Genomic DNA, 12,705 nt, shown 5'->3' with positions numbered 1-12,705 from the left:
GGTCACTGAGCCATTACCCTTGGTGATGGATGCCAGCACCGGCGTGGAGGGCGGCGGTATCTACGCCCGCCAGGTCGCCCGTGGCAATTGCGTGCTGGGGGGCGGCCAAGGTTTCGCCCTGGACAATGCCCGCGCCCGCCCCGGCCAGAACGCAGTGGTCGACATCCTGCGCCAAGCCGTCGAGCTCTACCCTTTTTTGGAAGGTGCCCAGGCGATTCGCACCTGGAGCGGCACCGAAGGTTACCTGCCCGATCGCCAACCGGTGATCGGCCACAGCAGCACCCAACCCGGCCTGTTGCATGCGTTCGGCTTTGCCGGCGCAGGTTTTCAGATCGGTCCCGCGGTGGGCCAGGCGCTCACCGAGATCATCTGCTGCGGCGCGTCAAAAACGTCGCTGGATGCGTTTTCAATCACCCGGTTTCACTCCATCTCCGTTGCTTGATAGAGGAAGGTCGCGCCAATGAATAACGTCAAACGCAGTGCACTGTTCGGTTTCTGCTCGCTGGGTTTCTCCTGCCTGGGCGCCCTGCTCCCCGTCAGCCAGGCGATGGCCGAGCCGACGCTTTATCTGGGCATGAACGGTGGGACCATGGAGCGGCTTTACGCCGACAAGGTCTTGCCGGCCTTCGAAAAAGCCAACAACGTCAAAGTGGTGATCGTGCCCGGCACCTCCGCCGACATCCTGGCGAAAGTCCAGGCCAGTAAAGGCAACCCGCAAATGCACGTGATGTTCCTCGACGACGGCATCATGTACCGCGCCATCGCCATGGGGCTGTGCGACAAGCTCGAAGACAGCCCGCCCCTGGCCCAGATTCCGGCCAAGGGCCGCATCAAGGATCAAGCCGTGGCCGTCAGCCTCGGTGTCACGGGACTTGCCTACAACACACGGTTGTTCAAGGAAAATGGCTGGAGTGCGCCCACCTCCTGGATGGACATGGCCGATCCGCGCTTCAAGGACAAACTGGTGTTCCAGTCCCTGGCTTCCTCGACCTTCGGCCTGCACGGTTTTCTGATGTTCAACCGGATCCAGGGCGGCAGCGAAACTGACGTCGAACCGGGCTTCAAGGCCTGGCCAAACACCGTCGGACCCAACGTGCTGGAATACATCCCCAGCTCAGCGAAGATCTCCGAAATGCTGCAAACCGACGAAGCCGCGCTGTTCCCGTTGACGCCGACCCAAGTGACCGCGCTCAAACTCAAGGGCATGCCGGTCGAGTACGCGCAACCCAAGGAAGGCGCGGTGGTGCTCAATGTCGCTGAGTGCGCCATTGCCCAGAACACCCAGCCTGAACTGGCGCAAAAGCTCGCCGCCTTCCTGCTGACGCCCGAAGCCCAGGCCATCGCCCTGGAAGAAGGCGACCAGATCCCGTCCAACCCCACCACACCGACCACTGACAAAACCCGCGGCCAGGTAGAGGCGATGAAGCAGTACCTGGAAACGGCGATTGCGGTGGATTGGGACCAGGTCAACGAGCAACGCCCGGCCTGGAACGCGCGATGGAACCGCAGCGTCGAGCGCTAGACACCTTCGGCGCTGGCGAGGGGGCCTTGTGGGGGCAAGTCTTGCTCCCACAGATAAAACCTTCGCCACAGGGTGTTGTGTTGAACTGATTATTGGTTAACTGTGCGGCTTCGGGCTTGATGCCCGCCCCTTGATCAGCAGCGAACCTCTCATGCACACCCTCGCTCAACTGCGCGCCGGCCAGCTGTCGGGCATCAAACGGCTGGATCTGTCCTGCGGCCTGACACAGTTCCCCCGGGAAATCTTCGACCTGGCCGACTCGCTCGAAGTCCTCAATCTCAGCGGCAACCAGTTGACTGCGCTGCCCGATGATCTGCATCGGCTGACCCACCTGCGGGTGTTGTTCTGCTCGGACAACCACTTCATTGAATTGCCCGAATGCCTGGGTCGCTGCGCGGCATTGACCATGGTCGGTTTCAAGGCTAACCGCATCGAACGCGTGCCCGGCACTGCCCTGCCGCCACTATTGCGTTGGCTGATCCTGACGGACAACCGCATCAGTCAGTTGCCGCAAGAGCTCGGCCAACGCCCGCACTTGCAAAAGCTCATGCTGGCCGGCAACCGATTACAGCAGTTGCCCACGAGCCTGGGGCAGTGCCATCGTCTCGAACTGCTGCGCATCGCCGCCAACCAATTGACCGAGCTGCCGCAATGGTTGCTCGAGTTGCCAAGCCTGAGTTGGCTGGCCTATGCCGGCAACCCGCTGGAAACCCAGGCCAACGCCGACCTCCTGGCGAGGACGACGCCCATCGACTGGTCGCAACTGAACGTGCATCAACAATTAGGCGAAGGCGCTTCGGGGGTGATTCATCAGGCGCTATGGCAACCACCGGGTCAGGTCGCGCGACACGTCGCGCTCAAACTGTACAAAGGCCAGATGACCAGCGACGGCTCGCCATTGCATGAAATGCACGCCTGCATCACCGCAGGTCGTCATCCGAACCTTATCGACGTGCTGGGCCAGATCAACGGGCACCCCGAGCAACAGGCCGGACTGGTGATGGACCTGATCGCGCCCAGCTACCGCAACCTGGCGGGGCTGCCGAGCCTGGAGTCCTGCACCCGCGACGTGTATGCCGACGCACTGCGTTTAAGCGCTCCCGTGGCCTTGCGCATCGCCCTGGGCATCGCCTCGGTGGCGGCGCACCTGCACCGCCAGGGCATTACCCACGGTGATTTGTACGGGCACAATATTTTGTGCAATGACCAGGGCGACTGTCTGTTGGGCGACTTTGGCGCGGCGTCGTTCCATGCCACTGCCGACACGGTGCAAACCCGTGCGTTACAACGCATCGAAGTGCGGGCGTTCGGGATTTTGCTGGGGGAACTGCTGGCGCGGATCGAACCGGGGCTCAGTGCTGAGGAACTGGCAACGTTGCAGGATCTGCAGGCGCGCTGCTGTCAGCCGCAGGTGCTGGGGCGGCCGGGGTTTGAGGAGATTGAAGGCTTACTGCGCGACTGTGGCGAAGGAGCTTGCTCCCTCGCCACAGGGGGTTGTGGTGCTTAACCGGCCAACCCGACAAACATGTCCTGCACGTCGTCGTGATTGTCCAGGCCCTCAAGGAACGCCTCGACTTCGGCCATCTGCTCGTCCGTCAAGCCACTGACCGGGTTTTTCGGCTGGTAGCCGAGCTTGGCGGACAGCACAGTGAAACCTTGCTCCGGCAGCGCCTTCTGCACCGCATCCAGGTCGGAAGGATCAGTGAGGAACAGCGTCGCGCCGTCTTCGCCCGGTTCGAAATCCTGGGCGCCGGCCTCGATGGCGGCCATTTCCGGATCAGCGTCGGGGCTGTCCGGGGCGGCTTCGATCATGCCGACATGGTTGAAGTCCCACGCGACCGAACCCGAGGCGCCCAGTTGGCCCTTGCGAAACGCAACGCGAATCTCGGCGACGGTACGGTTGATGTTATCGGTCACGCATTCGACGATCAGCGGCACCTGATGCGGTGCGAAGCCTTCGTAGGTCACACGATGGTACTGCACGGTTTCGCCGAGCTGGCCGGAGCCTTTCTTGATCGCGCGCTCCAGGGTCTCGCGGGGCATCGAGGCCTTTTTCGCCTGCTCGACCACCAGTCGCAGATGCGCATTGGTGGCAGTGTCAGCGCCGTTGCGCGCGGCAATGGTGATTTCCTTCACCAGCTTGCCGAAGATCTTGCCCTTGGCGTTGGCAGCCGCTTCTTTGTGTTTAACCTTCCACTGTGCGCCCATTACTCACTCTCTTGTCTGTCGCGCCGAGACATCTGCTGGCCGGCGCTGTGGCGCAAGTTTATACGGCCTAAACCGGCTGATCGACCAAAAAATCACCGCCGATGAATCAACATTTCCCCGACGTGCTGTAGGGAGTTTCTGAAATGGCGATTTGGGGCCCCCTTTCCTCCTGCGGTTTCGTACTCTCGTGAACTTATCTCCCCAGCCAGTAAGAACCGCGATGCGCAACGAATCGGAAAGTCCTTTCAGCCTGACCCTCATGCAAAGCGACTTGCGCCTGCAAGTCCTGAGGTTTAACGGTCGCGAAGCGCTCAACCAGCCATACCGTTTCGACCTTGAATTGATCGGGCTGTCGCCGCCGATCAATCCCGACACGTTGCTGGACCAGCCTGCCTTCCTGCGCCTCGATGGCGAATGCGGTGTGCATGGCGTTGTGCACAGCGTCGGCGTGACGAGCCATGCCCCACAGCGCATCGGCTATCGCTTGACGCTGGTGCCGTACCTCCAGCGCCTGGAACAGGGCCCACGGCGACGGGTTTTCTACCGGCTCAGCGCTGTGCAGATCCTGCATCGACTGCTGGAAGACAATGCGCTGGCGGCCCACAGCTACCGCTTTGAACTGCCCCATGGGCAGTACCCGTGCCGCCCGTTCTGTATCCAGTACGAGGAGAGCGATCTGGAGTTGCTGCACCGGTTGTGTGAAGAAGAAGGCATTCATTACCACTTCGAACACACCGTTCATGGCCATGTCCTGGTGTTCGCCGAAGACCCGAAAAGTTTTCCCGCCCGTCCGGTCGAACTGAACCTGCGCCCTGATCCTGGCCAGCAACCAGCCATCAGGCAGGTGTACCAGCGACACTGCGCAATGACCCATGGCCTGCCGGTCGGTTTCAGTGATCGCGACACAAGCCAAGCAGGAGACAGCGCGGCCAATCACGCCTTCGAAGGTGAAAATCACGAGACGATACGCAGCAATCCGACGTTGGCTCATCGTTACCAGGCCGGCCGCCGCAGACTTGAGCGGCTGCGCTGTCGACAGCGGGAAATCCAGGGCCAGAGCCACCAGCCCTTCCTGCGCAGCGGCCATATCGTGCAGATCAGTGAACATCCAGAGTCCACTTTCAACGACCAGTGGCTGATCACCGATATCCAGCACCGCGGGCGGCAATTTTCCATCCTTGAAAGCAATCTGTCGCCCACACCGGCGACCCGCGATTACCGTAACCGGTTTTCGGCCATCCCATGGTCCACCGTATTCAGGCCTGCCCTCAAGCATCCAAGACCCTGCATCCCCGGCTATCACCTCGCATACGTACTCGACCCTGACCATCAGCCGACACGCCCCGATCACCGCGGCCGTGTCACTGTCAGCCTGTGGACCCCGGATAACGAAGGCATCACGCTGCCGGTGTCACGCCTGACGCTGAATGAGCGGCCCGCCCTGAGGACCGGCAGCGTAGTGCTGGTGAGCTTTCTCGATGGTGACCCCGACCGACCGGTGCTATGCCTGGGGGTAGGCGATGTCGGCGGTGGGCAGCCCGCCATACAAACGAAACCGGTGCAGGGTCAAAATGACACAAGGCTGCTATTGGACTGGCTCCTGAATCCGCCAGACCTGACACCCTGACCTCCTTGCGTGACCAGGGCGCTTACTCCCGCGCGGCGGCGCAACAGCCGCCATCCTGTGAATGCATTGATCGGGGTTGTTCATACTGGCGAAACTGATCTGGCTCAAGCGAACCCGAAAAAACGGGCTTACAGTAGGAGCACTACGCCGCATAAGACGGTGCTCTACCTGATGACTGGAGATACCTGCATGCCCTGGAAAAGCTCGGAAAACCGCTACAGTACCGTCACGGTCTCCCTGCATTGGCTGATGCTGATTCTACTGGCCGTGGTTTATGCCTGCATCGAACTGCGAGGGATATTCCCCAAAGGCAGTGACGGCCGGACCCTGATCAAAGAAGCTCACTTCATGCTCGGCCTGACCGTGTTTGTGCTGGTCTGGCTACGCCTGTTCGCCCGCAGCATGGGGAAGGCTCCAGCCATCTTTCCCGCCTCGCCTGCCTGGCAGACCTTCCTTGCCCACCTGATGCACTGGGCGTTGTACCTGTTCATGATCGCCATGCCATTGCTGGGGTGGCTGATCACCAGTGCCGAAGGGCATCAGGTGATGTTCTATGGTTTCGATTTGCCACTGCTGATCGATCAGGACAAAGACTTTGCCAAACAACTGGAGGGCTGGCATGAGTTGGGAGGCACCATCGGCTACTGGCTGATTGGCCTGCATGCCTTGGCGGGTCTGTACCACCACTACATCGTGCGCGATAACACCCTGCTGCGGATGATGCCCAAACGCGGCTGACGCTGGTTATTCAAACCCTCGGCGGCCTTGCAAGCCGCCGGTGTGAGCGAAAATCAAGCGGGTGCCGCGAGCAAACTGTCCGGCCTCGACCCGCGCCTTGAGCAGCATCAACGCCTTGCCGGTATACAGCGGCTCCAGTTCGATGGCGCCAGTGGCGTGGATGAAGGCGACGAGTTCGGCGTCGACCCGGGCGAAGCCGCCACGGCTGCCGTCGAACAACTCATAACGCGGGTTGCAGAGACCTGCTTGCCCCACGATGCTTTCGACCTGCTGCGCCACGCCGTGATCCGCAGGCACAGCCAACACGCCGTAGACCGGGTGCTCCCCCGCTTCAGCCAACACCAGCCCCGCCAGGGAGGTCCCGGTACCGCAGGCCAGCCACCAGCCGTGATAATCCACCCAGCCCAACGCCGCCAATTGTTCACGGGCCCCGGCCACCCAATCCATGCAACCCTGCGCGCCGGACAACCCTGAACCGCCCTCAGGCACCGGATGCAGGTGCGGGTATTGCGCCTGCCAGGGTTGCCAGAAATCCGCGGCGTGCCGCCCTCGGTATCCGCCATAACCCAGCCAGTGCAGATCCATGTCGAACGCTTTGAGGTCAAGGACCGTCGGCGTTTCCTGGGGATGGCCGCGCAGCAGCCCGACCGTTGGGAACCCGAAGCGCTTGCCAGCCGCCGCCAGCGCATGCAGATGGTTGGAATAGACACCGCCCAGGCTCATGATCCCCTTGGCACCGGCCTCATGGGCAGCGCGCACATGGTGAACCAGCTTGAACCACTTGTTGCCGCTGATCAGGGGGTCAATCTGGTCCAGACGCAGCACCGCCACTTCAACTCCGGCACGGGCGAGCCAGTCCAGATGAAGGAGTTCCAGGCGGGGTTGGGGGTGCCAGTCGAGGCAGGAAAGCAACATTGCAGCAGGCCGAATCGGGACGAGCCGCAAGTTTAACAGCTAGGTCGCGGATGACCTCAGTGCCTGTGTTCATTGCAACCCCTTGTGGGAGCGAGCCTGCTCGCGATGGCGGTGGGTCAGTAAACACTCATGCAACTGACTCATCGCTATCGCGAGCAAGCTCGCTCCCACAGGGGCTCAGCCCCCGAAGATTCGGTCTTTACAACTGCGCCGCCAATCGCGAACCCTGATTGATCGCCCGCTTGGCGTCCAGTTCTGCCGCTACGTCGGCACCGCCAATGAGGTGGACGGTTTGCCCTGCGGCTTCCAGGCCTTGCTGCAACTCACGCAACGGATCCTGGCCGGCGCAGATCACGATGTTATCCACGGCCAGCACCTGCGGCTCGCCGGTTTCACCGATGCGGATGTGCAAGCCTTCGTCATCGATTTTCAGGTACTCGACGCTGTTGAGCATCTGCACCTGCTTGTTCTTCAGGCCCGTGCGGTGAATCCAGCCGGTGGTCTTGCCCAGGCCGTCGCCCACCTTGGATTTCTTGCGCTGCAACAGGAACACTTGCCGCGCCGGGGCATGGGGCTCGGCTTTGATACCCGCCACACCGCCGCGCGCCTGGAGCAGGGTATCGATCCCCCATTCTTTCCAGAACGCTTCACGGTCCTGGCTGGTGGCAACCCCTTGATGGACCAGGAACTCCGACACGTCGAAGCCGATACCGCCGGCTCCGATCACCGCGACGCTGCGGCCCACTGGCTTGCGCTCCAGAATCACATCCAGGTAGCTGAGGACCTTGGCATGCTCCACCCCGGGAATCGCCGGCACCCGCGGTGCGATACCGGTGGCCAGGATGATCTCGTCAAAACCGCCCGCGACCAATTGCGCCACATCCACCCGCGTGTTGAGACACAGCTCGACATGGCTGGTCTGCAATTTGCGCTTGAAATAACGCAGGGTTTCGAAGAACTCTTCCTTGCCCGGCACCCGCTTGGCGATATTGAACTGGCCACCAATTTCGCTGGCCGAATCGAACAGCGTCACCTGATGACCCCGTTCGGCCGCCACGGTAGCAGCGGACAAACCGGCCGGACCGGCACCGACCACAGCGATTTTTTTCACCTGGGTGACCGGCAAGTAATTGAGCTCGGTTTCATGGCACGCCCGCGGGTTCACCAGGCAACTGGTGAGCTTGCCGCCAAAGGTATGGTCCAGACAGGCTTGGTTACAGCCGATGCAGGTGTTGATTTCATCCGCGCGCCCGGCGGCAGCCTTGTTGACGAACTCCGGATCGGCCAGGAAAGGCCGCGCCATGGACACCATATCGGCGTCGCCTTCGGCCAGGATCTGCTCGGCCACTTCCGGGGTGTTGATGCGGTTAGTCGTGATCAGCGGAATACTCACTGAGCCGCGCAGTTTGGCTGTGACCTTGCTGAACGCCGCCCGCGGAACCTTGGTGGCGATGGTAGGAATCCGCGCCTCGTGCCAGCCGATACCGGTGTTGATGATCGTCGCCCCGGCCTGCTCGATGGCTTTGGCCAACTGAACGATTTCATCCCAACTGCTGCCACCTTCCACCAGATCGAGCATCGACAGGCGAAAGATAATGATGAAGTTGGGACCGACCGCCTCACGCACCCGACGCACGATTTCCACCGGCAGGCGCATGCGGTTTTCATAGCTGCCGCCCCAGCGATCGGTGCGGTGGTTGGTATGGGCCGCCAGGAACTGGTTAATGAAATAACCTTCCGAGCCCATGATCTCGACACCGTCGTACTCGGCTTTCTGGGCCAGGACCGAACAGGTGACAAAATCACTGATCTGCTTTTCGATGCCCTCTTCGTCCAGCTCCTTGGGCTTGAACGGGTTGATCGGTGCCTGGATCGCGCTCGGCGCCACCTGCTTGGGGCTGTAGGCATAGCGCCCGGCGTGGAGAATCTGCATGCAGATCTTGCCACCGGCCTCATGTACGGCACGGGTCACAATCTGGTGCTTGAGGGCTTCTTCCTCGGTGGTCAGCTTGGCCGCGCCGGAGTAAACGCCACCCTCGTCATTTGGCCCGATTCCGCCGGTGACCATCAGCCCCACGCCGCCACGCGCGCGCTCGGCAAAATACGCCGCCATGCGCTCGAAACCACCGGGCTTTTCTTCAAGACCCGTGTGCATCGACCCCATCAGGGTGCGGTTGCGCAACGTGGTAAAACCCAGGTCCAGCGGGGCCAGCAGGTGCGGGTAATGAGGGGTGGTCATCGATAACTCCACAACGGGCGATCACGGAAAAAAATGCGGAGGCTCTGCGGCTTCCATCAGTCATGCCAGACAGCCTAAGAGCGGGAAGCTGCGTGCTCAATGGCCGTAACTGACAACTTAATGATCCAAATGCGCAACGCCCCTTGGCAACACCCCATCGTGGGCCCTACCCTAGTCAGTGAATCCGCACACGGCCGCTGACTGTTTCCCATGCGCAAATTTCTGTACCTGCTGTTGTCACTGGCCTTGATTGCCGCCCTGATCACCTACGCGCTGTGGACGGTGGATCGTCCGGCGGGTCATTACCTGTCAGACCTTCGCATCAACCTGGCGGTGAACCAGGGCACCCCTGCCGATCAAGGCAACTTGCTGGGCATCCAGCCCGAACTGTTCCCCACCGACTACCAGAGCCCCGAACGCCTGCACCGCAAACTGGCGGCCTATCTGCAAACCGCTCGTGACCTGGGCTTGCTCAATGACAAAACCGTGGTGGTCTTGCCCGAGCACATTGGCACCTGGTTGATGATCGCCGGGGAAAAAGACGAGTTGTATCAGGCCGCCACGTTGAAGGAAGCGATGAACTGGCTGGCGGTCAGCAACCCGATGGCGTTCATCCAGGCGCTGGTCAGCGCAAAAGGTGACAACCGGCTGGACGATGCTTACCTGCGCATGAAAGCCGACACCATGGCCCGTGACTACCAGGCACTGTTCGGCGGACTCGCCAAGGAGTTCGGCGTGACTCTGGTGGCCGGCTCCATCGTGCTGCCCGAGCCAAGCGTCAGCGATGGCCAACTGAAAGTTGGCCGGGGCCCGTTGTACAACAGTAGCTTGGTGTTCGGCCGCGACGGTCGGCCGCTGGGCCAGCCACAGCGCCAACAGCACCCCATGTTCGAGCAACAGGGCGTGCTTGGGCCAGACCATCCGGACACAATCAGCGTCGTCGACACCCCTGCCGGTCGCCTGGGCGTGCTGATCGGCAGCGACAGTTGGTACCCGGTTCATTATCGGCAGTTGAATGAACAGGGTGCGCAATTGGTGGCAGTGCCTGCCTTTGTCAACGGTCGCCATACCTGGGAAAAACCTTGGAGTGGCTATAGGGGCCTGTCCACACCGAGTGAAGTCAGCCTCAAGCCTGGGGAAGTGAGTGAAGGCCAGGCCTGGCATCGCCTGACACTGACCAGCCAGCCGCCCAGCAGCCAGGCCAGGGGCGGCGTCAGTGTCTTCCTGCGCGGTCAGTTCTGGGACAACGGCAGCGCCGGGCAGAGTTTCATCAGTCATGACGGCGAGCATTTTCCCGACGGTGAAGCTCGTGGCGCCCGTCTGCTGAACCTGTGGCTGTAACACCATGAAACCGCAACCGATGCGACTGGGAGACTTGTCAGTCAGCTTCGTCCATAGCCTGGCCGACGCGGTTGCCAGCCATGGCCACGATCCCCAGCCTTTGCTTGAACAATACGGTCTGGATGCGGCACGCCTGGCCGAGCCCGGGGCTCGTCTGTCGATCCCGCGCTACATGCGCCTGGGGCACGCCGCCATCCAACAGACCCAGGACCCTGCCTTGGGTTTGCGCATGGGCCAACTTAGCCGCTTGAGCCAGGCCGGGCTGGCAGGCGTGACGGCGGCTCAGGCACCGACGGTGCGCGAAGCCGCGCGGTGCATGATCCGCTTCGAGCCGCTGTACGGCTCCAACTATCGCGGTCAGTCGAGTTTTCATGAAGATGCCCGAGGCGCGTGGCTGCGGTTCTATTCCATCAGCCCCTATAACGCCTACAACCGCTTCGTCGTGGATTCGATCATCGCCGGCTGGCTGGCGCAGCTGTCCTGCGTGAGTGCTGTCGCGTTGAGGGCTGAACGGGTGGAAATCGAGTTCGAAGCACCGGCATACCTGGAGGCCTATCGCGCGCTCGGTGACTGCCCGATCCAGTTCGGTGCCGAACACAATCAGCTACGCCTGGGACTCGACAGTCTCGCCCAACGCAACCCCCAACATTGCCCCGGCACCTGGCGACACCTGGTTCAGTTGTGTGAACGGGAACTGGAGCAATTGACGCGCACCCGCAGCCTGCGCGAGCGCATCATCCAACTGCTGGGGCCCTTGCTCAACGGCGGTCGGGAACCCGACCTGGAAGAAGTGGCGGCGCGTCTGAAGCTGCCGACCTGGACACTGCGTCGCAAACTGGCCGAAGAAGGCACGCAATTTCGCGCAATCCTCAACGACACTCGCCGCGACCTGGCCATGACCTACATTCGCGACACTGAACTGGCGTTCGGTGAAATCGCGTACCTGCTGGGGTTCGCCTCAGCGGAAGCCTTTCAACGCGCCTTCAAGCGCTGGAACAACCAGACTCCGGGCGAGTTTCGGCGCAGTCGTAGAAGCAGTTAGGCTGCAAACCTGCCGCTGATAACGTGTCGTTTTTAGCGGATTTACAGCTCTGTCGCATCCTCGGCGGGTTCCAGGGGATCAAGCTCATACGCCTGATATTCCAGCAGCTCTTCCTGATAATCATCCATCTTGAATCCTTCCCATAACGTAACGTTGAAACCGATGCCTGATGGCGCTGGAATCAGCATAAAGCCGCTTTATGAACAAAACATGAAGCAAAAGCTTCATGAATTAAACGTAGCACAGCGCTGGGAAATTACTGCGTGCAGGTGTGGCAAGGGATTTCCACCCTTGCCACTGAACATCAAGAGGCGGGAAGCGGCTGGATCGGCTCAGAGGGGGCCGGCAAGGCGCTGGGGGGCGGCGGTGTAATGGCTTGCGTCGACGACTCAGGCTCGGATAGTTGAGGCTCGCTGGGTGCGATGGGCGCGGGCTCTGCCGGCGGCGCGACCGGCTCCGAACTGGCCGGAGAAGTCTCGGCAGGCGCGGGCGTGGCCTCCTCCACCGGCGCGACTGGCGCTGCTGCCGGTTCGGGAGCCGATTCGGGAGCCGGCTCCGGCTCTGGAGCTAGAGCAGGTACAGGAATCGGTGCCGGCTCTGGTGCAGGAACAGGCATCGGTGTCGGCACCGGAGTAGAAACCGGTGACAACGCCGCCGGCTCGACCTGGGGTTCCGGAACGCCAAGCTCAGCCTTGGGTTTTTCGGTTTCTTCCACGGGTTTCTTCGCCTCGGGAGGCAGGAACAACTCCACGAGGGCAAAGAAACGCTCATAGAACTTCGCCGACGACACGGTTTCGCTGGCAACCTTGACCATCGAATCATCGGACGAGCCGATCGGCATCGACACCGATCCCAGCACCCCCACGCCCAAGCTGGCGGAGTTGTTGGTTTTCTTCAGCGCATAACGGTCCTGCAAGGCGTTGGCAAACATGGTCGCACGGTGTCCGGGACCACTGTCTTGCGCACAGACCAGATTGAAGCTGATCTCCATATGGGTTTCGCCGGTCTGCTGAAAACTCTTGTGACCGCTGACCAGCTTCGGATCGCTACTGGTAATGATGTAGCCCTGGCTG

12 protein-coding genes are annotated in these 12,705 nt (G+C 61.4%); 7 read left to right on the top strand and 5 right to left on the bottom strand.

The genetic code is table 11. The features are described from left to right. From GSM73_RS26620 to GSM73_RS00875, 3 genes are all read left to right on the top strand, one after another. On the top strand, positions 1-442 hold a 442-nt coding region (locus GSM73_RS26620), incomplete at its 5' end, for an FAD-binding oxidoreductase (RefSeq protein WP_256676625.1). 18 nt (positions 443-460) lie between these two features. Next, positions 461-1,522 carry an ABC transporter substrate-binding protein gene (locus GSM73_RS00880; RefSeq protein ID WP_047228486.1) on the top strand — a complete coding sequence of 354 codons (1,062 nt, stop codon included), beginning with the start codon at positions 461-463 and terminating at the stop codon, positions 1,520-1,522. Between the two features lie 151 nt (positions 1,523-1,673). Continuing rightward, on the top strand, positions 1,674-3,029 hold the full coding sequence (locus GSM73_RS00875) for a leucine-rich repeat-containing protein kinase family protein (RefSeq protein ID WP_160891346.1): 1,356 nt from the start codon (positions 1,674-1,676) through the stop codon (positions 3,027-3,029). Here GSM73_RS00875 and GSM73_RS00870 read toward each other — a convergent pair. After that, the gene (locus GSM73_RS00870) at positions 3,026-3,730 is read right to left on the bottom strand and encodes a YebC/PmpR family DNA-binding transcriptional regulator (RefSeq protein ID WP_047228487.1); all 705 of its coding nucleotides are present in this window, start codon (positions 3,728-3,730) and stop codon (positions 3,026-3,028) included. The genes GSM73_RS00875 and GSM73_RS00870 overlap by 4 nt on opposite strands. Positions 3,731-3,950: 220 nt before the next feature. Between GSM73_RS00870 and GSM73_RS00865 the strand changes: the two genes are divergently transcribed. Next, positions 3,951-5,357: a type VI secretion system Vgr family protein gene (locus GSM73_RS00865; protein WP_160891344.1), complete on the top strand. Its 1,407-nt coding sequence runs from the start codon at positions 3,951-3,953 to the stop codon at positions 5,355-5,357. Positions 5,358-5,546: 189 nt separating this feature from the next. Further along, on the top strand, positions 5,547-6,095 hold the full coding sequence (locus tag GSM73_RS00860; protein WP_107322278.1) for a cytochrome b: 549 nt from the start codon (positions 5,547-5,549) through the stop codon (positions 6,093-6,095). 6 nt (positions 6,096-6,101) lie between these two features. Here the strand turns inward: GSM73_RS00860 and GSM73_RS00855 are convergent, their stop codons facing one another. Continuing rightward, the gene (locus GSM73_RS00855) at positions 6,102-7,010 is read right to left on the bottom strand and encodes a 1-aminocyclopropane-1-carboxylate deaminase/D-cysteine desulfhydrase (protein ID WP_160891342.1); all 909 of its coding nucleotides are present in this window, start codon (positions 7,008-7,010) and stop codon (positions 6,102-6,104) included. A gap of 199 nt (positions 7,011-7,209) precedes the next feature. Beyond that, a complete protein-coding gene (locus GSM73_RS00850; RefSeq protein ID WP_047228491.1) occupies positions 7,210-9,249 on the bottom strand; it encodes an FAD-dependent oxidoreductase in 2,040 nt (679 codons plus the stop codon). A gap of 210 nt (positions 9,250-9,459) precedes the next feature. Between GSM73_RS00850 and GSM73_RS00845 the strand changes: the two genes are divergently transcribed. Further along, the gene (locus tag GSM73_RS00845) at positions 9,460-10,590 is read left to right on the top strand and encodes a carbon-nitrogen hydrolase family protein (protein ID WP_160891340.1); all 1,131 of its coding nucleotides are present in this window, start codon (positions 9,460-9,462) and stop codon (positions 10,588-10,590) included. Positions 10,591-10,594: 4 nt separating this feature from the next. Beyond that, positions 10,595-11,632, top strand: coding sequence for an AraC family transcriptional regulator (locus GSM73_RS00840; RefSeq protein ID WP_047228493.1), 1,038 nt, complete (start codon positions 10,595-10,597; stop codon positions 11,630-11,632). 41 nt (positions 11,633-11,673) lie between these two features. Here the strand turns inward: GSM73_RS00840 and GSM73_RS26360 are convergent, their stop codons facing one another. Both GSM73_RS26360 and GSM73_RS00835 read right to left on the bottom strand, forming a co-directional pair. Beyond that, complete coding sequence (locus GSM73_RS26360) at positions 11,674-11,820, bottom strand: hypothetical protein (RefSeq protein ID WP_171061343.1); 147 nt, start codon at positions 11,818-11,820, stop codon at positions 11,674-11,676. Positions 11,821-11,936: 116 nt separating this feature from the next. Next, the coding region (locus tag GSM73_RS00835; RefSeq protein ID WP_256676624.1) for a DUF2242 domain-containing protein at positions 11,937-12,705 on the bottom strand (769 nt) is incomplete at its 5' end.

The organism is Pseudomonas sp. PICF6 (genome assembly GCF_009831705.1).
GTDB lineage: Bacteria > Pseudomonadota > Gammaproteobacteria > Pseudomonadales > Pseudomonadaceae > Aquipseudomonas > Aquipseudomonas rhizophila.
This window is presented reverse-complemented; position numbering and strand designations above follow the sequence as displayed.

Excerpts from the sequence above, each read along its gene's own strand:
- GSM73_RS00880 (WP_047228486.1), top strand. The coding sequence starts at position 461 with ATGAATAACGTCAAACGCAGTGCACTGTTCGGTTTCTGCTCGCTGGGT.
- GSM73_RS00875 (WP_160891346.1), top strand. The coding sequence starts at position 1,674 with ATGCACACCCTCGCTCAACTGCGCGCCGGCCAGCTGTCGGGCATCAAA.
- GSM73_RS00870 (WP_047228487.1), bottom strand. The coding sequence starts at position 3,730 with ATGGGCGCACAGTGGAAGGTTAAACACAAAGAAGCGGCTGCCAACGCC.
- GSM73_RS00865 (WP_160891344.1), top strand. The coding sequence starts at position 3,951 with ATGCGCAACGAATCGGAAAGTCCTTTCAGCCTGACCCTCATGCAAAGC.
- GSM73_RS00860 (WP_107322278.1), top strand. The coding sequence starts at position 5,547 with ATGCCCTGGAAAAGCTCGGAAAACCGCTACAGTACCGTCACGGTCTCC.
- GSM73_RS00855 (WP_160891342.1), bottom strand. The coding sequence starts at position 7,010 with ATGTTGCTTTCCTGCCTCGACTGGCACCCCCAACCCCGCCTGGAACTC.
- GSM73_RS00850 (WP_047228491.1), bottom strand. The coding sequence starts at position 9,249 with ATGACCACCCCTCATTACCCGCACCTGCTGGCCCCGCTGGACCTGGGT.
- GSM73_RS00845 (WP_160891340.1), top strand. The coding sequence starts at position 9,460 with ATGCGCAAATTTCTGTACCTGCTGTTGTCACTGGCCTTGATTGCCGCC.
- GSM73_RS00840 (WP_047228493.1), top strand. The coding sequence starts at position 10,595 with ATGAAACCGCAACCGATGCGACTGGGAGACTTGTCAGTCAGCTTCGTC.
- GSM73_RS26360 (WP_171061343.1), bottom strand. The coding sequence starts at position 11,820 with ATGCTGATTCCAGCGCCATCAGGCATCGGTTTCAACGTTACGTTATGG.